Below are 22784 nucleotides of genomic sequence, written 5' to 3'. Positions count from 1 at the left end.
CGCTTACCAGACCTCGACCTTGCCTCCCGGCGACATCTGCGTCCGGAAGCGGAGCATCCCCCGCGCGCCCCTGCCCGCGGGCTGCGCGGTGATTTCGAAGCGCAAGAGCAGCGGGTCCACGTCCGGGACGTGGCGCACGCTCACGTGCTGGATGCGCGGCTCGAACTCCAACACCGTCGCGCGGATGGCCGACTGGAGCGTCTGGATGGCCGTGGGGAAGGTGTGCACCAGGTCGGTGAAGTCCATGACTCCAAAGCCCGGTACCGTGGCCGAGCCGCCCTTGCGCGCGTTGAGCAGCACGCGCAGGTGTTGGGCAATGGAGTCAGTCATGTCCTGCTCTCGCTCGGCCGAGCCCGTCCCCACCTCGATTCGCGACAACAACCCGCGTCCCATCCCGTCGCTCCCTCCTGCCTCGCCGCCCCGGCCCGCGCTCCCTTCAGGGAGCACGCGCCATGGCTCCCCTTACTGCTGCTTGTCCCACGTATCCTCGTGCGTCACGCCACCCTCGCTGACCGTCCAGCTGATGGTGTGGAACACGAAGGAGACCTCCTCCAGCGGAGGGTTGGTCGCCGTCGCGGGGACGATGGTGTTCTCCACCACCTGCTTGACGCTGGCGACGCGGCCCTTGGAGAACGTCACCGTGTAGAACTGCTCCGTGGTGCCGTCACCGGTGGGGCTGGGGCGGAAGAACTTGAACGTGGCGTCGATGGCCTCGTTGTTCGTCAGCGCCTTCATCAGGAGCGGCGTCGCCTTGTCGATGCGCTTCCGGATGAGCAGCGGCTGGTACTGGCGGCGACCCGTGGCGATGCCGGAGCCGGCCTCGCGCGCGGTGACGACACCCTGCTCGTAGTAGACGCACTCGATGGAGTCCTCGCGACCGAGGCTCGTCTGGGTGCTCGCGCCCTTGATGTCCTTCCCGTTCGCCTTCAGGTACAGATGTACTGTCTCGGCCATGTGGCTCTCCCCCTGCTTGTTGGTGGTGTGACGCCTGCGACGTGGAACAGGAGCCCTCGTGCCGTAGGGCTCCGGACTGCATGGTGGCCGCCGCCCCTGACTGGAACGGCGACCTGAAGGACCCTTCGGCTCCGGGTCTCACGCCCGCTCAGCTCACTCCTTGTCCAGCTTGCCGACGAGCGAGAGCGTGAAGGATGCGCCCATGTACTTGAAGTGCGGGCGGACCTGCAGGTTGCAGCGGTACCAGCCCGGCTGCCCCTCCACGTCCTCCACCTTGATGCGGGCGGTGCGCAGCGGACGGCGCGAGCGCACGGACGGCGCCGGGTCGTCCATGTCCGCGACGTACTGGTTGATCCACTGGTTGAGCTCGCGCTCCAGGTCCGAGCGCTCCTTCCAGCTGCCGATCTGCTCGCGCTGGAGCACCTTCACGTAGTGCGCCAGGCGGGACATGATGAACATGTAGGGCAGCTGGGTGCCCAGCCGGTAGTTCGTCTCCGCGACCTTGCCCTCGGGGCTGTTGCCGAAGAACTTGGGCTTCTGCACGGAGTTGGCGGAGAAGAACGCCGCGTTGTCCGTGTCCTTGCGGAACACCAGGCCGATGAAGCCCTCCTCCGACAGCTCGTACTCGCGCCGCTCGGTGAGGAGCACCTCGGTGGGGATCTTCGTCTGGATCTCCCCCATGGCCTCGTACTGGTGCAGGGGCAGCTGCTCCACCGCGCCGCCCGCCTGGGGACCGATGATGTTCGGGCACCAGCGGAACTTGGCGAACGAGTCCGTCACGCGCGTGGCGAACGCCGTGGAGGCGTAGCCCCACAGGTAGCGGTCATGCGAGCCGACCACGTCCTCGGTGAAGTTGAACGACTTCACCGGCACCGTCTTCTCGCTGTAGGGCAGCCGCAAGAGGAAGCGCGGCATGCACAGGCCCACGTAGCGCGCGTCCTCGCTCTCGCGGAACGAGTGCCAGCGCGCGTACTGCGGCCCCTCGAACAGGGACTTCAGGTCCTTGAGCGCCGGCAGCTCCAGGAACGACGGCTGGCCGAAGAACTCCGGCGAGGCGTTGGCCACGAAGGGCGTATGGGACATGGCCGCCACGGAGGCGATGCTGCGCAGCAGCGTCAGGTCCTCCGCGCCCGGGCCGATGTCGAAGTTGCCCACCACCAGGCCGTAGGGCTTGCCGCCGAAGACGCCGTACTCGTTGGAGTAGACGGTGCGGTACAGGCCGGACTTCACCACCTCGGGCGCGTCCTCGAAGTCGGTGAGCAGGTCCTGCTTGGAGGCGTTGAGCACCTCCACCCGGACGTTCTCCCGGAAGTCGGTGCGCTCCACCAGGAACTTGAGCGAGCGCCACGCGGACTCCAGCGACTGGAGGTCCTTGTGGTGGAGGATCTCGTTGACCTGCGCGCTCAGCCGCTGGTCCACCTCCGCGATCATCGCGTCCACCAGCGCCTTGTCCACGCGCTCGGCCGACCGGCCCGGGGCCAGCATCTCCGCGATGAAGGCCTGCACGCCCCGACGGGCCACGTCGTAGCCGTCGTCGTTGGGCTTCATCTTCGTCTCGGACAGGATTTCGTCCAGGAGCGAGGGGGCGGCATCGGCGGTCTCGACCGGGGCCAACGCCTTGGCTTCAGTGCTCATCTGTGTCACGCCTTTTCTGAGTGCGTTTGCGAATGCCGCCCTACTCCGACTTCTTGTCCAGCCCCAGCTCCGCCATCAATCGCTGACGTCCCTCGGTGTCCCCGAGCAGCGCCTGGATCTTCTTGCGGAAGGCGGGCACGTTGCCCAACGGGCCCTTCAGCGCGTTGAGCGCCGCGCGCAGCTGCAACAGCTGGTGCAGCTCCGGCACCTGGTTGACGATGCCCTCCGGGGTGAAGTCCGCCAGCGTCTGGAACTTCAGCGAGACAGACATGGACGCGTCCGGCTCGTTGGAGAGCTTGTTGGGCACACTCACGTCCAGTGAAAGCCCCTGCTTGGCCATCACCTCGTTGAAGTTGCCCTTGTCGATGTTGATGGGCGCGCGCTCCTCCACGGGGCGCTCATCCTGACGACCGGTGTAGTCGCCCACCACGAGGACCTTGAGCGGCAGCTCCACCTCCGACTGCGCATTCCCGGTCTCCGACTTGTAGACGATGTTGACGCGCTCCTTCGGAGCCACAGACCCTTCCTTGCTCACCGCACGACCTCCTGGTTGGGGATGGCTTCGCTGCCCCCCGTCACAGAGACACCTTCAGCGCAGCACCGGGATCAAGCAGACACAGCCGATGATAACGGGCAGTGAAGTCAGACACCAGCGCCTCCGGCGACTTTGGAGGAGGCCGCGTGAGCGCAAGCCATCCTTCCAGACACTCCGCCGCGAGCGCCGGCTCCCAGACATCCAGCCCGTGCGTCACCGACTCCCGGTCCAAAGACTCATAGAGGGCCCGCGCCACGGGGGCCTGCCCCGCCGCCGCGCACAGCCGCGCGAGGGAGAGCCGGGCCACGAATCGCTTGCGGCCCGTGCCCGCAGCGCCCACCTGGGTCTGCAACAGCCCCACGGCGCCCGCGGGGTTCCCGCCAGCCAATAGCTTGCGCGCCTCGGCGAGCACGTCCGCGCTGGCGTCGTCCTTCTCGTCGCGTGAGGCGGGTGTAACGGCTGGCGCCACAGGCGTGGCGAGCACCGTGTCCAGCCAGGTCCGCGTCTCATTGGAGGCCACGGGGGTGCCGTCGCCGAAGAGCAGCCCCGGGACGGTGGGCATGCGCTTGAGCCACGAGGCCAGTTCGCCCATCAGCGCCTGGCGCGCGGCGGCGTGTCCCAGCTCGCCCAGCGCCCGGGCGCTGAGGAAGTGCGGGTCCAGGAAGAAGCGGTGCTGGACGAGCGCCGACTCGGACTCCTCGAGCAGCTCCACCCAGCGCGAGTTCGCCGCCATGCGCTCCAGGTTGGCCCGCAGCGCGGCGGGCGGCGCGGGGATGCTCGTCTTGCCGCTGGCGTCCCCCGGAGGCGGCTGGGCCAGGTGCAGGTAGAGCCCCACCCGCAGGAGCCGGTAGGGCATGGGCTCCGCGGGCGACGCGCGCCGCACGAGCCCCGCCGCGCTCGCCAGCGCGGTGCCCGTCTGACGCAGGAAGTCCACCGCGCCCTCCGCGCTCGCGAGCGCGCCCACCTCGGGCATCGCCGCCGCGGGCGCGGCCACCGGAGCGATCTTCGGTGGCGGCGGAGGCGCCACGGCCGGAGGAGTCGGCGCGCTCGGAGCCGGTGCGGGCTTGTACGTGACGGGTGCGACGGGCGGCGGGGGCGGCGCGGCCTCGGGCAGCGACGCGAGCAGGCGCTGGACGCTCTCCAGCAGCGGGCGCATCGCGGGCCCGTTGGTCTCGAACTTCTGGCGCGCCACCTCCGCCAGGCGCCTGGCCGCGACGTCGAGCGCCTCCACGCGCTCGCGGTCCGACGCGCCCACCTCCAGCGAGGGCAGCTGATTGGACGCGCGCTCCACCAGCCACGTCACCGCGTTGGAGCGGCCGCGCATGCGCGTCAGCTCCGGGAAGAGCTCCGGCCAGTAGCGGTCCATCAACTCGGAGACGACGACGAGGCCCGTGGCGAGCCCGTCCAGGCCCTGCGTCTGGTACAGGCCCTGGGCCAGGTACGTGGCGATGCGCAGGTCCTTCGAGCTGGTCTGGAGCACCTTGCCGCTGGAGTCCAGGACGAGCGCCCAGTCGACGGCGCCGCCGGTGACGGCCTCCAGCTTGGCCACCTCCGCGAGCACGGCCAGGTAGCCCGGCTCCGACTTGGCCGCCTTGCCCGCGGGCGACGCCGCCGACACCGGCTCCAACCACTCCTTCGCGCGCTGCTTGAGCTGCTCCAACGTCATCGCCATCCGCCCTCCTTTCGCCGTGCGGCCTTCGTGCTCAGGTCCCGAACGCGGCGAGCAGCGACTCCACCGGGGTGGTGGGGTCCTCGAGCGCCTGCCGTCTCGCGGGGGTGAGCGCCTTCTGCGCGCTGTCGATGGCGGACTGCTGTCGGGTGAGCAGCGGCCACACCTTCATGCTGGAGTGCTCGGGCTTCGCCAGGTGCATCAGCAGCGCGACGCCCGGCGTGCCGATGGAGAGCAGCAGCCGCGGCGACGGCCCCAGGTGCCAGAACATCGCCGGAGGCATCGAGCGCCAGCCCAGCTGCCGCTTCGCCAGCTCCGCCCAGCAGAAGGGCCCGAGCGCCTCCGGGAACGGACACTCCAGCGTCACGCCCGGCTTCGCGGGCTCCTTGCCGCGCTCGGCCTGGCAGGCCTTCAGGAAGGTGTTGAACGCGTAGTAGGCCACGCCGGGCGCGGCGCCGTCGCCCTGCAGTCGCTGGACGAGCGGCCCCGCGGGGCTCGACTCCAGCCGTCGGCGCTGCGCGCTCGCGCCCATTGTGTCCGCGGAGGACACCGCGGAGAGCGCCTCCACGCGCGACTCCAGCTCGCTGGCGGACAGCGTCGCGGCGTCGGCGAGCAGGCGCGCGCCGGCGGCGAAGAAGGCCCGGAAGCTGTCGGGAATCGAGGGGAACTGCTCCGCCGCGCCCGCCGCGTCGACGGCGACGTACACGGCGAGCGGGAAGACGCGCCCCACCTTGTCCGTGCTCGTCGCCAGCGTGCCCACCAGGGCCTGGCGTCCGCCGGGCATGGTGAAGACGAAGCACGTGGGCTCCGAGGGCAGCTGGGTGTTGGCGCGCCGCACCGCCTCGTGCGACTCCTCCAGCCACCGGTGGAAGGCCTGTGACACCGCATCCGCCGCGTTCCAGCGGATGAAGTCTCCCTGACACGGCGCCTTGCCCAACAGCGCCACCTGGTTGCGGCCGACTACCCCGAGCATCCCACGCCTCCCTTCGCGATGACGCGTGGAGGACTCATCCCCGGCGCGCGGAATGGCTGCATCAGCTTGGGGGTGCGGCCCGGGGACACGCCGAAGAACGGCGAGGCGCTGCGCGTCGGACGGAAGTCGATGATGACCTCGGCGTCCAGCGAGGGCATGGACCACGTCACCGAGAACGTCCGGCCGCCGCCCGAGACGTTCGGCGTCCCCTCCTCCATCAGGCGGAACAGGCCCCACTCGCCCTCCTGCTCGAGCGTCTCCGTCTTGCCCTGGTTGTTGCGCACGCGGATGGTGGCGCCCAGCGACTTGCCGCCCTTCCCGGGCCACTCGTAGTTGTGCCACTCCTCGGGGCCGTTGTTGTACTCGACCGTCTGTCCGTCCACCGTGAAGCGGATGGAGGAGAGCTTCGGCGAGGGGCGGATGTGGAAGGCGAACTTCACGCCCGGCTCGGCGTCCCGCGCGCCGAAGAGCGACTCGGAGATCTCCCGCGAGCGCGCGAGGAACGAGAGCACGGAGCCGTAGTACATGTTGCCGCCCGCGCGGCCCGCGCGCGTGACGAACTTGAAGCGCGTCCCCGACTGCTCGACGTGGCTCTTGAGGACGCCGCCGTAGAAGCCCCACAGCGTGCCGGACTCGAAGCGGTAGAAGTCCCCCACGTCCGCCACCGCCGCGTCCTGCCCGTTGCGGTTGAAGGGGTAGTGCCCCGCCAGCTTCTGCTTGAAGGCGTTGGCCACCTCGCTGCACCACTGGTCGCTCGCCTTGCCACCCTGCTCGCGGATGGTCAGGTCGGAGATCTTCTCGATGGGCGGCCACAAGAGCGCCTCGATGCGCGGGCGCCACCCCACCTCCTGCGCCTGGATGAGCGACTGGATGATGACGCGCGCCGTCTGCACCCGCGTCATCATCGCGGCCGTCTCCGACTGGCTCTCCATGGAGGCGCGCTGCGCGTCGCGGAGGAACTGCAGCTGCTCCTGGTAGATGTCCAGGGGGATGGCCTCGGGCGGAGGCGCGTCGGGCCCCTTCGCCTGCGGCGGCGCGGCGCCGAACTTCAGGAGGCCCGCGAAGGCCGGCTCCACGTCGTCCGCGGTGTAGTCACGCTCCTCCTCCTCGCTCGGCGCCTCGTCCTCGGAGAGCTTCCCGTTGGCGAAGCGCACGCCCGACTCGATGACCTTCCCCTTGGGGCCCAGCTTCTGCTTGAGCTTGTCGAGCATGCCGTCCGCGTCGGACTTGCCCTCCACCTGCTCTCCGCCCAGCCGCACGTTGTAGGCCACGGCGCGGAAGAGCTTTCCCAGCGGGGGCGGCTCGCCGCGGGTGAGGTCCTCCAGCATGGCCAGCGCCACGGTCGCGTCCGTGGGCTCCTTCATGCTCAGGGTGCTGAGGAACTCCTTCCACTCCTCGATGTACTGCTTGTAGTAGGCGGAGCGCAGCGCCCGCTCCTGGCGCGCCAGCTCGATTTCGTTGGTGGAGTTGGCGTCCTTGTCGAGCACCCAGATGTCCGCGCCCTGCAGCGGGTGCTCCAGCTTGGGCTCCACCACCTTCTCCCAGCCCTTGCGCGTGAAGGCGGCGCGCACGCGGCCCGTGCCCTTGATGTGCTGAGCGGTGCTGCCCAGGATGGAGGAGAGGGTCACGTCGTACTGGTCCTTCTTGCGCGACACCTCCGAGATGAGCTGCGCCAGCGCGAGCTCGGAGAACGGCAGCCGGTCCAGCACCACGCGCACGTCGCGCACCACCTGGTCGTTGCGCGTGAAGGCGAGCGCCGGGTCCTGCGCCAGCAGCTTCGCGTACAGGTCGATGTGGTTCGCCATCTGCGTGGTGCGGTGGGCGCTGTCGGTGAAGCCCGCCTTGCGCCCCCACCGCTCCCGGAGGCTGTTGACGATCCACTCGCGCTCCGCCTCACCCAGCTCCGGCTCGCGGGGCGTGCGAGGACCGGAGAGCAGCAGGTGCAGCTTCAGCCGGTCGAAGTAGAGCGCGTACGAGCTCGCCGTGGGGCGCTCCTCCCGGTCGCGCGCCTTCTCCACCCAGGCCTTCGCGTCCTTGAGGTCCCCCGTGAGCACCGGGTCCACCAGCACGCGGCGCACGGTGGCGCCGTAGAACGCGCCGAGCGGCCCCAGCAGGTCGTCGCCCCGGTACATGCCGAAGCGCATCCCGGTGGGCGGGCCGTCCTCCTTCCACTGGAGCAGCTGGTCGAGCTGCTGCCGCATGGGCATCATCGCGTCGACCATCTTCCCGGCGCCGCCCTCCTTGTTGGCCTCCTCCAGCTTGAGCGCCTGCGCCATCACCCGCGTCGTCTGGATGAACTTGCGGTTCTCGAAGAAGGAGATGGCCGGGAAGAGCAGGATGAGCAGGGCGACGGCGAGGCAGCCTCCGGCGTAGGCCAGCTGCATGCGCTTCTGGCGCTGCACCTCCGCGGAGCTGCGCATCGCCAGGTTCTGGTCCGGGAACACCACGTCCGCGAACATGTCCCGCAGGAAGTAGGAGCGGGATTCCACCGCGGGGCGGCTGCCCGAGGGCGTGGTGGTGCGGCGGATGCCGAAGGCCTCCGCCATCTTGTTCATCACCCGGTCGATGGGGCTGCCTTCCTGCGTGCCGCTGGTGAAGTACACCCCGCGCATCACCGGCGTGTCCGCGTAGACGTTCTCCGCGAACAGCGCCTGCACGAACTCGATGAGGTTGCCGCGCAGCCCCTCGAACTGCTGCGGGAAGCGGAAGATGCGCTCGCGCGTCTCCGGGTGCCGCTCCGAGCCCAGGCGCACGATGGAGCGCTGCTCCACCACCTCCGCCAGCTCGTCGAAGCGCGCGGCGAACGTCTCGCCGATGGCCTCGCGCGCGTCCTCGGGCCGCAGCGTGAAGCCCCAGATCTGCCCGCGCTCCGCCTTCGCCAGGTCCCCGAAGAGGTCCACGAAGCCCGCGAGCAGGTCGCACTTGGTGAACATCACGTAGACGGGGACGATCATCTTCAACCGCTCCATCACCTCGTCCACGCGCTCGCGGATGGTCTGCGCGAGCTGCACCGTCTGCTCCTCGTCGATGCCGATGAGCTCCCCCACGCTCACCGCCACCACCAGCCCGTTGACGGGCTTGCGCGGTCGGTTGCGCTTGAGCATGTCGAGGAAGCTCAGCCACTCCTCGCGGTCATCGTCCTCCGTGGTGTAGCGGCCGGCCGTGTCGAGGATGACGCCCTCGTTGGTGAGCCACCACTCGCAGTTACGCGTGCCGCCCACGCCCTTCACGCCGCCGCCGCGCGCCGACAGGTAGGGGAACTGGATGCCCGAGTTGCGCAGCGCCGTGCTCTTCCCGGAGCCCGGCGGGCCGATGATCATGTACCAGGGCAGCACCGACAGCGCGTCCTTGCCCTGCCGCGCTCGCGCGAGCTTCGAGGACTTGAGCGACTGGAGCGCCTTGGAGAACTCGGCCTGCATGGCCTGGATCTCCTCCTGCTGATCCGGCCGCACGTTCTGCAACTGGGCGTCCGCCTGCACGCCCAGCTCCCGCTCGATGTCGCGCGCGGCCTTGGACGCCAGGTGGCGCTGGTACAGGTACGCGCCGATGACGATGGCCACCAGCAGCACGGTGGGGACGATGGCGCCCCACAGCGGCAGGCTGAAGAGGATGACGACGGTCCACACCATGACGATGAAGACCGCGATGAACAAGGTGAGCAGCAGCATCGCGAGCGTCCTAGGGCTGCTGGGGAGAGGAGGCCGCGACCTCCTCGACGAGGGAGGACACGCTGCTGGACAGGCCGATGCGCAGGCCCGTGTAGACCAGCAGCGCGAAGACCACCGCGGCGGCGGAAATGGCCAACAAGGGCAGCGTGCGCTTGGCGCTCACCGCGCTGTCGGGCGGCCGGTCTCCATGGGGGGAGAGCGTCTCGGTGTCGAACTTGTGCGTGCGGGCCAGCTCCCGCTGGAGCGTCTCGGTGAGCTGCATCAGCTCCAGCTCGCCGCCCCGCACCCGGAAGCGGCCCTTGAAGCCGAAGATGAGGCACAGGTAGTAGACGCGGAGGATTTCGGTGCGCTGCGAGTCCTTGCGCACCTCCTCCAGCCGCGTGAAGAACCCGTCACCGGCGCGGTTCTCCCGGAAGTAGTGGAACTGGAGCAGGTTCGCCAGCCAGTACTCCCGGAAGGTGTCGGCGCGCGCCAGGGCCAGCTCGTCGGCGAGCGCGACGATGGGATAGGCAATCTCCTGCGCGTCCTGCTGGTTGAAGCCCAGCTCTCCGGCGCGCTTGAGCAGCCGGTCGAAGAACGTGCGCAGCTGCCGGTGCACGAGCTCCGCCGAGGGGAGCGCATGGTCCCCGAACTGCCTCAGCTGCAGCAGTGCCCCGAAGCACTCCTGCGTGATGGAATTGATCCGGTCCATCCTGTCGATGCCTCCACCCCATGTCGACAGGGAGCCTCACCGCGAACCGCCGCTCGCCGGTGTTTGGACGGCCCCCCGCACGACCTTGTTTCAACGACTGACGGCGTTCTTCTTCGCCGGAGGCCCCCCGCTTCCCCCCTTGGGGACCGCGAGCAGCTCCAGCTTCGTCTTCGACGGCTCGAACGGACGCGGCAGGTACACGGCCACGTTCTGCTCGCTCATCACGTTCTTCCAGTAGGGGTCGCCGCTCTCGAGCGAGAAGTACACGACGCCCGGCTTCACCGGCACCTCGGCGGGCGGGCGGAAGGTGACCTCCACCGGCACCCCCGGAGCGGCGGCCTTGATGATGTCGCGTATCTCCGCGAAGTTGGCGATCTTCGACAGCACCGGCAGGCTCTTGGCGACGTCCGCCTCGGGCAGGTCGCTGCGCACCGCGAGGATGAACTGCGAGCACTTCAGGAAGCGCTCGTCCTCGATGCGCCCCAGGTGCATGCCGTCCTTGCGCGGCTCCAGCGACACGGTGATGCACTGCTCGATGGCGACCACGTCCAGGAGCTTCTGGAGCACCTGGAACAGGCCCTCGAAGGTGGCGCGCAGGTTCGTGTACTGGAACTTGGGCAGGTCCCCCGGGTCCGCCTCCGCGGAGAACGTGGAGAGCTGGCCCGCCGCCTGGCACAGCAGCAGGTACACCATCTGCGGGTTGAGGTCCGCGACCTCCACCACGTGGGCCACCTGGGGGATGAGCCCGTTGAGCGCGCTCAGCTGCAGGTACTTCGTCACGTCCCCGGCGGTGAACTCGAGCGCGGTGGCGTCGCGGTGCCGGCGCCCGTCCGCCAGCTCCCGCTGCTTGCCCTGCATCGCCTTGAGGATGCTGCGCATGCGCTCCAGGATGAAGGGCGAGGCGGACACGCGCAGGCACGGGGGGATGTAGTTGCTCGCCAGCGCCACGCCGCCCGTCTTGTCGCGCACCAGCTCCGCGATCTTGATGACGTCGTAGTCCTCGCGCGGCTCGGTGCCGAAGAGCAGCCGGAGGTTTCGCTGCGCGAAGGCCACCGGCACCACGGACTCGGCCGCCGCCAGGTCCGGCACCGTGCGGTTGACCAGGGAGAAGCGCGGCGACGTGGTGGACTCGTCCGGCGCGCCGTAGCTGGCGATGCCCTCGCGCTCGCGCGCCACGCCCAGGTACACGTCCAGCGAGCGCTTGTTGGCGCTGAAGTGCTCCTCGATGGGCCGCGTCTGCGGGGCCTCGGGCTGGCCGCGCTCGAAGCACAGCGGCAGGCCATCCGGGAGGATGCCGGAGAAGCGCAGCAGCTGGAGCTGGCCGGCGGAGAGCGCCTTCTCGTCCACCTCCTGCTCCACCACGCCCCAGTCGTAGGGCGTCAGCGCGCCGAGCCGGGCCGCCAGCAGGCCCTCGTGGTAGAGGTCCGACTGCTGCAGGTGCTGGGGATTCATGAACATCCCCTCGGACCAGACGACCCGCTGCGGCGTCTTCATCTGCGGACCTCGCCGGCCCGGGCCTCGACGCGGTAGTCCTCGACGAGGAAGCGCAGCGACGTCTCGCGCGGCGCGCCCGGGCGGCAGTCCTCCGGCTTCACCGCGGGCAGCCGCTCCACGTCGCGCCACACCACGCCCGCGGGACGGCGGAACACGCCCACCACGGCGAGGTACTCCGCCTTGGGCGTGCGGTTCACCTCGCGCGACAGGCGCTGGCCCGGCTCCAGGGTGAGCTCGTCCACGGCGAGCAGGTCCTCCTCCAGCACTTCCTTGGGGCGCTGCCAGAGGTCCTGGAACTCCGCGGCCTCGAAGCGGCGCGAGTCCTTGAGCTGGTACACCTGGATGTTCGTCGGCAGCGAGCGGCCCTGGTCATCCGGGTTCAGTCGCGTGCCGGCCTCCAGCTGGATGAGGAATGGAGGCGGCTGCTCACACGCCGCCGGGGGCGGCGGGTTGTGGGCACAAGCACCCGCGAGCAGCCCCCAGAGCAATGTCACTCCCGGGAACCCCCCGACGCAAACCCGCGCCCGTGGGCCGAAGCCCCCCCCACTAACCGGCATGGCATCCTCTCTGAAAGTCGCTGCGCGCCAGCAGAATCGCTCACAACGTGCCACAGCCACCCCTTTCAGTTCAAGACAGGGCACAGCCAGCGTCCGGGATGTCATTGACGCATGACGACGCGACATTTTCGCGGGAATTATCTCCCGCCACTGTTCACGGAAAGTGCGAGGGCTCACGCTTCACCAGGGGTCCGTCAGCGCATCGAGCGCTCCTCTAGAGAGGGTCGCCGCCAGCCTCCACGGGTCCTCCAGGAGTACGGGTCGCGGACTTGTGACCGAAGACTTCACACCGTCCGCGTTCACCCCACCCAGGGAGGTGTTGGCCGCCAGGGATGAGGGCGACCGCGCCACATGGAGTTGCATATGGGCAAGGATGTCCTTGAGACTGACATCCTGAACGACGAGGGGGAGACAGCATGGAGGTGCGTGCCCATATCGACCATGCGAGCCTTCCCGCGGAAGCCATCGTGTTGCGGGCCACGGCTCGCGAGGGATTGTCCGAGCTCTTCGACGTGGAGCTCGAGTTCGCCTGTGATGATCCGGATCTGGACCTGACGGCCCTCATCGGGACGGCGGGGACGCTGAGGCTCTCCCCCACCTTCTCGGAGGGCAGCTTCGAGGAGCGCTGCTTCCACGGCGTCGTGGAGGAGGCGGAGTACCGCTCCAGGCTGGCGACCCATGGCTTCGTCTACCGGCTGCGCCTGCGGCCCCGGCTGCACGGCCTGCGCTACCGCAGCCGCAGCCAGATATTCCAGGACATGACGGCGGTGGAGATCATCCAGGCCGTCCTGGAGAAGGCGGGCCTTCCGGCCGAGTCCACCGAGTGGCACCTGTCCCGCGATTACATGAAGCGGGAGTACTGCACCCAGTGGAAGGAGAGCGACCTGGACTTCGTGCTCCGGCTGCTGGAGGACGAGGGCATCTTCTTCTGGTTCGAGCACCTGCCCACCGAGCACGTGCTGAAGCTCGCGGACGCCCCTTCCGCCCACGAGCCCATCCTGGGGACGCCCGCGCTCGGCTTCACGCGCGACTCGCTCATCCACGCGGAGGACGAGCGCGTGGCGGAGCTCACCTTCACCTCGCGACTGGTGCACGGCCTGTACACCACGCGGGACTGGAACTGGCGCAGCCCCAGCGAGCCGCTGGAGGCCGAGGAGCGCTCCAGTGAGGCGGACTTCCCGCGCTACGAATACCCGGGCTCCTTCTCCAGCCCCTCGGATGGCGTCCGCCGCGCGCGCAACCGCCTGAGCGGGCTGGTGCAGGAGCGGATGGTCCTGGAGGCGCGCAGCAACAGCTTCCGGCTCCAGCCCGGGCGCCTGTTCTCCCTGCTCGACGCCCTGCCCTCCTTCCTCTGCCAGGAGTACCTGCTCCTGCAGGTCACCCACGACTACGCGCTGGTCCAGGCGGACGACGGGGAGTCCACCCGCTTCGGCACCCGCGTGCGGGCCATCCCCTCGGCGGGCGCCGACTTCCGCCCCCCGCGGCGCACCCCGCGCCCGCGCGTGTGGGGCAAGGAGAGCGCGGTCGTCACCGGCCCGCCGGGCGAGGAGATCCACGTCGACGAGTTCGGGCGCATCAAGGTCCACTTCTATTGGGATCGCGAGGGCAAGGTGGACGACACCGCCTCCTGCTGGATGCGCGTGCAGCAGCAGAACACCAGCGGCAGCATGCTCCTGCCGCGCGTGGGCTGGGAGATGGAGGTGGGCTTCCTGGACGGAGACCCGGACCGCCCCGTCGTCCTGCAGAAGCTCTACAACCAGGAGACGATGCCGCCGTACGCCCTCCCGGACGAGCGGACGCAGTCCACGCTCCAGTCGGCCACCTCGCCCGGCGGCGGGAGCACGAACGAGGTGCGCATCCAGGACGGCAACGGGGGCATGGAGTTCTTCATCCACTCCTCCAAGGACTTCAAGCTCGTCACCGGGCACGACCTCTCCGAGGACATCGTCAACAACGCGCAGGAGGAGGTGGGCGACCAGTCCACTTCGCTGGTGGGAGGCGACGAGTCGGTGGACATCGGCGCCAACCAGGGGCTCAGCGTGACGAGCAACGCGGTGCTGGAGACGACGGGCTCCAAGGTGGTCCAGGTCGGCGCGGTGGACGACTGGGGCGTCACCGGCAACTTCTCCCAGACGGTGGACGGCCAGCGCAGCGACACCATCGGCGGACCGATGAACGTCCTGGCCAACCACGTGCTGGAGACCTTCAACGCGGACTGCTCGCGCACCGTGGGCGCGGCGTTCTCCATCAACGCGGCGACGGCCATCGTCGAGACGGTGGGCGGCGGGAAGACGGAGACGGTGGGCGGCGCCAAGGTGGAGCTGCTCAAGGGCGCCAAGTCCGAGGACGTGGGCGCGGCGAAGGTGCTCACCACGGGCCTGGCGGACTTCAAGACGGGCGAGGACCTCATCCTGGAGGCCGTGGGCGCGGTGGCCGTCACCTCCGCGGGGCCCATCTCCGAGAAGGTGGGCAAGGACTTCGCGATGTCCGCCAAGACGGTGACCCTCACCGCGCCAGGCGGCGCGAAGCTCAAGGGCGGGGGCAAGGTGTTCGAGCTGTCGGGCTCGACGCTGACGGTGGACGCGGAGGGCCTCAAGGGCGGCGCCAAGGTGCAGCTCAAGGGGAAGATTCACTTCAAGAAGTAGGGGGCTCTCATCATGGGGATGCGTCGACTGAGCCTGGAGCTGTCCCTGGAGGGGTTCGACCCCACCAGCTTCCGCGTCCTGCGGATGGAGGCCACGGAAGGACTGAGCGAGGGCTGCCGGGTCCAGGTGGAGGCCGAAACGCCGGAGCAGGTGGACCTGGACGCGCTGCCGGGCACGCCGGCGGCCCTGTGGCTGCGCTTCCACGACGACTCGGAGGACCGCCCCTTCCACGGCGTGGTGACCGAGGCGCACCTGGAGGCCACGCAGAGCCATGCCTTCCGGCTGGTGGTCGTCATCTGCGCCCCGGTGGAGCTGCTCAAGCTGGGCCGCACCTCGCGCATCTTCCAGGAGCAGAGCGTCCAGGAGGTCGTCTCCAGCGTCCTCGACGTCGCGGGCCTGGGGGACGCGTCCAGCTGGGATTTGACGGAGCCGCCCCCCACGCGCGTCAACGTGGTCCAGTACAACGAGAGCGACTTCGCCTTCATGTCGCGGCTGCTCCACTCGGAGGGCATCGCCTTCGCGGTGCACCACGAGGCGGACGGCGCGCGGATGCTCTTCTTCGACGACAGCACCCGGCTGGAGCCCATCCGGGGGCAGAGCCTGCTGGTGGACCGGGACAGCAGCCAGCTCGACGACGACGTGGTCATCGACCTGCGTGATGGCCGGAGCATGGCCTCCGACCAAGTGTTCCTGCGCGACTACGACTTCAAGCGCCCCGCGGTCGACCTGTCCGCGACCCACAGCGCCGAGTCCACCACGGGGCGCGAGGTCTACGAGCATCCGGGTGACTTCGTGGAGGCGGCGGCGGGCCGCACGCGCGCCAGGCGCCTGATGGAGCGGCTGCGACTGGGGACGCGCACGCTCCAGGGCCAGAGCACCTGCCCGAGGCTGGAGCCCGGCAGGACGTTCTGCGTGACGGGGCATGGCCGGACGGAGGCCAACGTGGACCTGCTCATCACCCGCGTGGTGCACCACGCCTCCAGCGAGCACGACACGCAGCGGCCCGGCTTCTACTCGAACGAGGTCTGGGCCATCCCGCACACCGTGCCCTACCGGCCGGTGACGGCGCCGCCCAAGCCGCTCATCGGAGGCACGCAGCTGGCGTTCGTCACCGGGCCCTCGGGCGAGGAGATCCACACGGAGTCCTTCGGCCGGGTGAAGGTGCGCTTTCCGTGGGACCGCTCCGGCCTGAAGGATGACCGCAGCTCCACGTGGCTGCGCGTGGGCCAGCTTCCGCTCAGCGGCTCGCTCATCATCCCCCGCGTGGAGTTCGAGCTCCTGGTGGACTTCGAGCTGGGGGACTTCGACCGGCCCTTCGTCGCGGGCCACCTCTACAACGCCGAGCACACGCCTCCGTACGCGCTGCCGGACGGCGCCACGCGCAGCTCCATCCAGAGCGCGACCACGGGCGGCGGACCGGGCGCCAACGAGCTGCGCTTCGAGGACGCGGCGGGCGCCGAGGAGATCTTCATCAACGCGTCCAAGGACTACACGCTGCTGGTGGACAACGACGCGGAGATGACGGTCGCCAACGCTGAGCGCTGCTCGGTGGGCGTGGACAACACGGTGAGCGTGGGAGGCAACCACTACGCCAACGTCACCGGCAACCGGACGCTCAGCGTGGGCGCCAACCAGGACATCAACGTGGGGGGCGACTACACGGATGGCGTCGGCGGGGACTTGAGCGTGAGCGTCGGCGGCGCGCGCATGGTGAAGGTGGGTGGGGACATGGCCGAGAGCATCCAGGGCACCCTGGACCGGAAGGTGGCCGCGATGCAGGTGGTGACGGCGCTCGTCGCCTACACGCGCAAGGTGGTGGGGGCCTCCTCGACGAAGGTCGGCGCGGCCTGGATGGAGCTGGCGGGGAAGAGCCGGCTCGTTTCGGTGTCGACGAACTTCACGGAGACCATCGGCGCCCTGAAGTTCACCAAGGCCAAGCAGATGTCCGTCTCCTGCGGCGCGGGCTACGTGATGAACGCGGGCGTGGAGAAGGTGAAGTGCGGCGGCAGCAGGACCGACACGGCCAAGGGCCTGGTGGCCATCACCGCGGGCGGAGGCATGAAGGTGAAGGCCACCAACATCACCTTCTCCGCCCAGAACAAGCTGGTCCTCCGGGGCGGCGCCTGCACGGTGGAGCTGCTGGCCAGCGGGCAGATCAACATCAAGGCCCCCACCGTCGTCATCAAGAACAACAAGGTGCTCAACCAGCTGCTGCACAAGAGCGCCTGAGGCTTTATGAGCGACTCGCCCTCGGCAGTGTCCGTCACCGCCAGCATCCCCGGTCAGCGAGGAGACCTGGTCGTCCACGCCCTGCGTGGCGAAGAAGAGGTGTCACGGCGGTTCGTGTTCGAGCTCGACCTGTCGGCAACGGAGCTGGCGCCGGAGGAGGCGCGCGGCGGGTTCGCCCACGTGGTGCTGGAGGACGCCTTCGGGCAGGTGCGCGAGGTGTCGGGGGTGGTGGACCGGGTCGACGTCGTCGCCACGGATGACCCGGCGCAGCTCGTGCGCTACCGGCTCACGCTCGTCCCGCAGCCGTGGCTCGTCGCGTACCGGTACGGCTTCCGCATCTTCCAGGAGCTGTCCGTCCCGGACATCGTGAAGGCCGTCTTCAAGGACGCGGGGCTCGAGGACAAGCTGTTCCGCTGGTCGCTGGAGGGCGCGTATCCCCAGCGTGAGTACTGCGTGCAGTACGACGAGTCGGAGTGGGACTTCGTGTGCCGGCTGCTCGAGGAGGAGGGCATCTGGTTCGCGTTCGAGCACAGCGCGGACGGGCATGTGATGGTGCTCTCGGACGCGAGCGAGTCCGCCGAGGTGATGGAGCCGGACGCCCTGCCCTTCCGCTACGACGCCTCGCTCGGAGGCGACGCGGTGGCGGTGTGGGACTGGCGCAGCGGCGTGCGCGCCAGCGTCTCCAAGGTCAGCCTGGACGACTACGACATGCTGCACCCCTCCAAGAAGCTGGCCGCGGACCAGCTCGCCGAGGACTCCGTGCAGGCGGAGTGGTACGAGTACCCGGGCCGCTACACGCAGCCCGCGGACGGCAAACGACTGGCGAAGCGTCGCCTGGAGGAGCTCCGGGGACGGCGGAAGTCCGCGCGGGCGCGCACCAACGCGATGACGCTGGCGCCGGGCCGGCGCGTGTCGCTGGTGGGCCACCCCTTCGCGGATGGCGAGTACTTCATCACCGCCTCGCGGCTGCACCTGCGCTTCCACGGCCAGCAGGAGCCCGGTCCGCTCGTGGACACCGGCGCGGCGCACTGCGAGGTGGACTTCGACGTGGTGCCCTCCGCGCAGGTGTTCCGCCCCCGACGTGAGACGCCTCGGCCGCGCATCCTGGGACTCCAGACGGCGCGAGTCACGGGGCCCTCGGGGCAGGAGCTGCACTGCGACGAGCATGGCCGCGTGAAGGTGCAGTTCCATTGGGACCGAGACGGCATGCTCGACGACAAGTCGTCCTGCTGGGTCCGCGTCACGCAGGCGCACACCACGGGCTCCGTGATGATTCCCCGCATCGGCTGGGAGGTGCTCATCGAGTTCGTGGAGGGAGACCCGGACAGGCCCGTGTGCCTGGGGCGCCTCTACAACCCGCTGAACCCGCCGGACTACAGCCTGCCCGCGCAGAAGACGGTGTCCGGGCACCGCTCCAATTCGTCGCCCGGCGCGGGGGGCTCGAACGAGGTCAGCTTCGACGACTCGGCGGACAGCCAGCGCGTCTACGTCAATGGTGCCTACGACATCAACATCAAGGCCGCCAACGACAAGAGCGCCAAGGTCGCGGTGAACCAGAAGCGCACCATCGGCACGAATCGGGAGATGTCCGTCGGCGCCAACGAGAAGATGGCGGTGAAGGGAATTCACAACGCCTCGGTGGGCAAGGACCACAAGGTCACCGTGGGCGCCAACCGCGCGGTCAAGGTCAGCGGCATCATCGGCGAGGAGATCACCGGCGCCGTCACGCTGAAGGTCGGCGGGCTGGAGAACATGCAGGTCGGCGACCCGGCGGAAGGGCTGGTCGAGAGCATCGAGACACTGGCCCTCGAAGGGGCGATCGCCCTCGCGGGCAAGGCGGCGAGCCGCGCCGAAGCCGCCCTGCTCGGGCCCTTGATGCCGGGGCTGAACGCTGCCCGGGAAGCGCTGGGCACCGCCGCGGAGCTGGCCGGCCCGGCAGCGGCCCTCCTCGGAGGCGACAACACCGCAGTGGCCGTCTTCGGCTCGGAGGTGGGCCAGCTCGCCGAGGACGGGAACCTGTCCCTCTCGACCGTCATGGCATCCGGCATGGCGCAAGCCGTGTCGAGCGGCGCGCTGACACGAGGGGGAGCATCACCCCAGGGCGGAGGCGCGTCACCGCGCGGTGGTGGCGCTGGGGGACAAGGCTTCGGGGGCTTCGGAGGGGGAAGTGGTGGCGGAGGCGGCGCGGGGGGATCGTGGGATGCGCCGGCCACCGCGAACTCGGGTAGCGGAGGCGGCGGAGGTGGCGGAGACGGCGGTGGCGGAGGTGGAGGAGGAGGAGGAGGAGGCGGTGGCGGAGGTGGAGGAGGAGGAGGCGGCGGCGGTGGAGGCGGCGGCCCCGGTACGTGGGGCACGACGGTCGAGGGCTCCGTCACCGAGAAGATCGGCGCGCTGGCGGTCATCAACGCGGTGACGGGAGTCTCGTTCGCGGTCGGCGGAGACTCGACGGAGACGATCGGCGCGGCCCGTATCGAGTTGATCAACGGCGGCAAGAACGAGCAGGTGGGTATCGCGAAGCTCGAGACCGTGGGCGCGTACATGGTGAAGGTGGCCAAGGCGCTCGCCATCGATGCGAAGGGGGCCGTGGCCATCAACGTGGCCAGCCAGACCCAGGACATCACCGGAGGCCACTCCATCACCGCGGGCGCCGCGGGCGTGGTGACCGCCGCCAATCTCAAGCTCGAGGCGTCCGGGAAGATCACCCTGACGTGTGGAGCCTCCGAGGTCGTCATCGATTCCAGCGGCGTGGCCATCAAGGGCGCGCTGGGCGTCACCATCGAAGGCACCTCCGAAATCAAGATGCACCCTCCCGCCATCATGCCGGGATGAGGAGAAGGACATGAGCATGCAGGCACTCAAGAGCGTGGCACGTGAAGAGGCCGAGACCTCCGAGGAGTCTCCGCGTCAGGTGAGGCTGGCACCGGCGCCCGCGGCCGCCCTGCCTCCGATGAGCCTGGGGCGACTGGTGGCGCGGGAGGGCGAGGGGTGGCGCGTGCGCATCGGCGCCACGGAGCACCTGCTCCAGGTGGACCCCGCGGTGGACCCCGCGCTCCTCGACGAGGCGCTCGCTTCGGGCGCGAGGGTCATCGTGGATGCCTCCGACGAGACGCCGCTCATCGCGGGCCTGCTCACCACGCAGCGCGCGCTGCACCTGGACCGGCAGGGAGCGGTCAACGCGCGCGTGCGCAGCTTCTCCGTGACGGCGGACGAGAAGGCGCTGCTGCGCGTCCCCGGCGCGTTCCTCCAAGTCACCGCGACCGAGGTCGAGCTGTACGCCGACCGGGTCATCACCCGTGCACGCGAGGTGGCCAAGGTCCTGGCCACCCTCATCAAGCTGAACTAGGAGCCCGCGCCATGAGCGTCACCGCGCTTGGAATGACGGTCGTCGGAGAGAAGAGCAAGCACACCGTGGTGCCCATGGCGCCCAACATGTGCCACACGCCCGCGGCGCCCAGCCCGCTGCCCATGCCCTACCCCATCACCGGGGACTCGGGCTCGCTGAGCGTCAAGTGCAGCAACATCGAGATCGAGAGCAAGCACGTCCACAGCTCGTTCTGCAAGACGGGGAACATGAAGGGCAACGAGCCCGGCGTCGCGCTCACCAAGGACATCACCGTCGCGGGCGTCAACCGCGGCGTGGCGTGGGGGCTGCCCGTCCCCGCCGTCACCGTGCACTTCGAGGGCAAGCCCGTCTGCGTGACGGGGAACGTGGGCTTCGGGGACTCCCGGTAGGGGCGTGGGCGTGACGGAGCGGATGGGCATCCAGACAGTCCAGGCGTTGCTCGATGAGGCGTTGCTCGGCTTGAGGGCGGTGACAGACCCGGCGCTGCCCGTCCGGCAGGCCGAGGAGCAGCTCGCGCTGGCCCTGCGTGAGGCGTACGAGGCCCACGCGGCGCGCGCGCAGTTCAACGTCCGGCGCGAGCGCATCCGCGCCATGGCGACGAACCTCCACGCGGCGGCGCGGCTGCTCGCGCAGGTCCCCACGGAGGACCCGGGCGGACTCGCGGAGCTGGCGCTGCTCCAGCAGGCCATGAAGGCGGCCATCGGCGCCCTGGGCGAGCCCTTCTCCACGGGCGCCGACGCGCGCCCACTGCCGCCCAAGGTCCGCGCCGAGCCCCTGCGCGCGAGCCTCCGCGAGCCCCGGCTGCTCGAGCCGGTGCGCGAGGTCCTCCTGCCGGCCATCCCCCTGCCGGAGCTGCCCGAGCCGGAAGCGCCACCCCCTGTCCCACCCGCGGCGCCTCCGCCCGTGACGACGCTCGCGCAGCTCGACGCGCTGCTCGCCAAGGCGCACGCACGGCTGGCGGCGTTCGAGGCCGAAGAAGACGACGACGAGGACGCCGCGCCGGAGGAGGACGAAGCGAGGGTCGCGGCGACGGACGCGCAGGCCCTGCCCCTCCACTTCGGCCACCCGAAGGCCGAGGAGGACGTGCTCTTCGGCCATGCGCGCACCTGCCTGGAGGAGCTGGGGATGTTCGGGCTGATGCGTCGGGCCCGGCCCCTCACGCCCTGGTCGAACAGCGAGCGCACCGAGCAACGGCTGGTGCGCCGCGTGGACGCCATCGTCGCCTGTGGCCCTCCCATCCTGCCGCGCCTGGTGAAGCTGCTGGAGGAGCGTCCCGAGCCGGACCCCGAGCTCACCTGGGCCAACGTGTTCCTCTTCGGCTCGCTGGCCGGGGACGACGCGCTCGACCAGGCCCTGCGCATCATCCGGACCGTGGAGCTGAGCGAGCCGAGGATGGCCGAGGCGGTGACGGACGCGCTCTCGCTCGCGCCGCATCCCGGCATCGAGCGGGCGGTGCGCCCGTGGCTGGACGCGGAGCTGCCGGCGCGGAGGGCCGCGGGCCTGCGCGTCCTCGCGCGGCGCGGCGCGCTCTCCGTGTCCGACGTGGAGCGAGGACTGGAGGACCCGGAGCTGGAGGTGATTCGAGCCGCGAGCCAGGCGCTCGGAGCCACCCAGGGTCCCGTGCCTCACCGCGCGCTCGAGCAGGCGCTGCGCCACGAGGACGAGGAGGTCGTCCGCGCCGCGCTGGAGAGCACCCTGCTGCGAAGAAGCGAGCAAGGCCTGGAGCGAGCGCGCGCGTTGGTGCTGAAGGGTCAGGGCGCCTTCGCGGACGCGGCCCTCTTCCTGGCGGTGTCCGCGGACGCGTCCGGAGCCGACGACCTGCGAGCCGCGCTGGACTCGGGTGACGTGCCCGCGGTGCTGCGGGCCCTGGGGTGGTTCGGGGACCTGTCGTTCATGGAGGTGCTGCTCAAGCACCTGGCGATGGACGCTCCCGACACGAAGGTCGCGGCGCTGGACGCGCTGCAACGGATGACAGGCGCGTCCCTGACGGAGGACGTCCCGAGCCCCGAGTACACGCGGGACGCCCTGCCCTTCCAGCGACCCTTCACGCCGCCCACGCCCGTGCTCGACCTCACGGACCGGGCCGTCGTGTGGGCGGACTGGTGGGCGAAGCATGGTCGCCATGCCAGGAAGGGCACGCGCTACCGCTTCGGACATGCGTGGAGTCCGAAGGTCTCCCTGTGGGAGCTGGAGGCTCCGGAGTCACTGCCCGCGATGCGCCGCTGGGTGCACGTGGAGCTGGCGGTGCGCACGGGCGGAGCCGTTCCGTTGGACCGCGCGGACTTCGTCGTCCGGCAGCTCGCGCAGCTCGAGGCCTGGAGGGTTCATGTGGAGTCGGGCAGCCGGCGGAGCCCGTCGGATGGATGGACGACGCGGTATGCGAGGTGACGT

Annotated in this window: 16 protein-coding genes; 6 read left to right on the top strand and 10 right to left on the bottom strand. The window is 69.9% G+C overall.

All coding sequences use genetic code 11. From position 1 onward, the window contains the following. Positions 1-3: 3 nt before the first annotated feature. From tssE to tssJ, 10 genes are all read right to left on the bottom strand, one after another. Positions 4-330, bottom strand: coding sequence for a type VI secretion system baseplate subunit TssE (gene tssE / locus VZQ01_RS37070; RefSeq protein WP_426746007.1), 327 nt, complete (start codon positions 328-330; stop codon positions 4-6). Between the two features lie 132 nt (positions 331-462). Then, positions 463-954, bottom strand: coding sequence for a type VI secretion system tube protein TssD (tssD, locus tag VZQ01_RS37065; protein ID WP_046714479.1), 492 nt, complete (start codon positions 952-954; stop codon positions 463-465). Between the two features lie 153 nt (positions 955-1107). After that, positions 1108-2589 carry a type VI secretion system contractile sheath large subunit gene (tssC, locus tag VZQ01_RS37060; RefSeq protein ID WP_141326399.1) on the bottom strand — a complete coding sequence of 494 codons (1482 nt, stop codon included), beginning with the start codon at positions 2587-2589 and terminating at the stop codon, positions 1108-1110. 40 nt (positions 2590-2629) lie between these two features. Beyond that, on the bottom strand, positions 2630-3106 hold the full coding sequence (gene tssB / locus VZQ01_RS37055; protein WP_223747570.1) for a type VI secretion system contractile sheath small subunit: 477 nt from the start codon (positions 3104-3106) through the stop codon (positions 2630-2632). Positions 3107-3164: 58 nt separating this feature from the next. After that, on the bottom strand, positions 3165-4796 hold the full coding sequence (gene tssA / locus VZQ01_RS37050; protein ID WP_223747569.1) for a type VI secretion system protein TssA: 1632 nt from the start codon (positions 4794-4796) through the stop codon (positions 3165-3167). A gap of 31 nt (positions 4797-4827) precedes the next feature. After that, entirely contained in the window at positions 4828-5766 is a 939-nt protein-coding gene (tagF, locus tag VZQ01_RS37045) for a type VI secretion system-associated protein TagF (RefSeq protein WP_141326393.1), read from the bottom strand. Further along, positions 5754-9434, bottom strand: a complete 3681-nt coding sequence (tssM, locus tag VZQ01_RS37040; protein ID WP_426746006.1) for a type VI secretion system membrane subunit TssM — start codon at positions 9432-9434, stop codon at positions 5754-5756. Before tssM ends, tagF begins: the two co-directional genes overlap by 13 nt. A 10-nt stretch (positions 9435-9444) precedes the next feature. Beyond that, on the bottom strand, positions 9445-10125 hold the full coding sequence (locus VZQ01_RS37035) for a DotU family type IV/VI secretion system protein (RefSeq protein ID WP_223747567.1): 681 nt from the start codon (positions 10123-10125) through the stop codon (positions 9445-9447). A gap of 90 nt (positions 10126-10215) precedes the next feature. Next, the gene (gene tssK, locus VZQ01_RS37030; RefSeq protein ID WP_426746005.1) at positions 10216-11619 is read right to left on the bottom strand and encodes a type VI secretion system baseplate subunit TssK; all 1404 of its coding nucleotides are present in this window, start codon (positions 11617-11619) and stop codon (positions 10216-10218) included. Then, positions 11616-12113 carry a type VI secretion system lipoprotein TssJ gene (gene tssJ / locus VZQ01_RS37025; RefSeq protein ID WP_223747565.1) on the bottom strand — a complete coding sequence of 166 codons (498 nt, stop codon included), beginning with the start codon at positions 12111-12113 and terminating at the stop codon, positions 11616-11618. The genes tssK and tssJ overlap by 4 nt, the downstream gene beginning before the upstream one ends. Before the next feature lie 479 nt (positions 12114-12592). On the opposite strand from tssJ, the gene VZQ01_RS37020 reads away from it, so the two are divergent. The 6 genes from VZQ01_RS37020 to VZQ01_RS36995 are packed head-to-tail and all read left to right on the top strand — an operon-like array spanning position 12593 to position 22781. Beyond that, the gene (locus VZQ01_RS37020; RefSeq protein ID WP_223747564.1) at positions 12593-14821 is read left to right on the top strand and encodes a type VI secretion system Vgr family protein; all 2229 of its coding nucleotides are present in this window, start codon (positions 12593-12595) and stop codon (positions 14819-14821) included. Between the two features lie 12 nt (positions 14822-14833). Next, complete coding sequence (locus VZQ01_RS37015) at positions 14834-17050, top strand: type VI secretion system Vgr family protein (protein WP_426746004.1); 2217 nt, start codon at positions 14834-14836, stop codon at positions 17048-17050. A gap of 6 nt (positions 17051-17056) precedes the next feature. Further along, positions 17057-19879: a type VI secretion system Vgr family protein gene (locus tag VZQ01_RS37010; RefSeq protein WP_426746003.1), complete on the top strand. Its 2823-nt coding sequence runs from the start codon at positions 17057-17059 to the stop codon at positions 19877-19879. 10 nt (positions 19880-19889) lie between these two features. Further along, positions 19890-20393: a hypothetical protein gene (locus VZQ01_RS37005; protein ID WP_223747561.1), complete on the top strand. Its 504-nt coding sequence runs from the start codon at positions 19890-19892 to the stop codon at positions 20391-20393. A gap of 11 nt (positions 20394-20404) precedes the next feature. Next, positions 20405-20782: a PAAR-like domain-containing protein gene (locus VZQ01_RS37000; RefSeq protein WP_046714488.1), complete on the top strand. Its 378-nt coding sequence runs from the start codon at positions 20405-20407 to the stop codon at positions 20780-20782. Between the two features lie 10 nt (positions 20783-20792). Next, positions 20793-22781: a hypothetical protein gene (locus VZQ01_RS36995; RefSeq protein WP_426746002.1), complete on the top strand. Its 1989-nt coding sequence runs from the start codon at positions 20793-20795 to the stop codon at positions 22779-22781. Positions 22782-22784 lie beyond the last annotated feature (3 nt).

Source organism: Myxococcus faecalis (assembly GCF_050039385.1).
In the GTDB taxonomy this organism is placed as follows: domain Bacteria; phylum Myxococcota; class Myxococcia; order Myxococcales; family Myxococcaceae; genus Myxococcus; species Myxococcus fulvus.
This window is presented reverse-complemented; position numbering and strand designations above follow the sequence as displayed.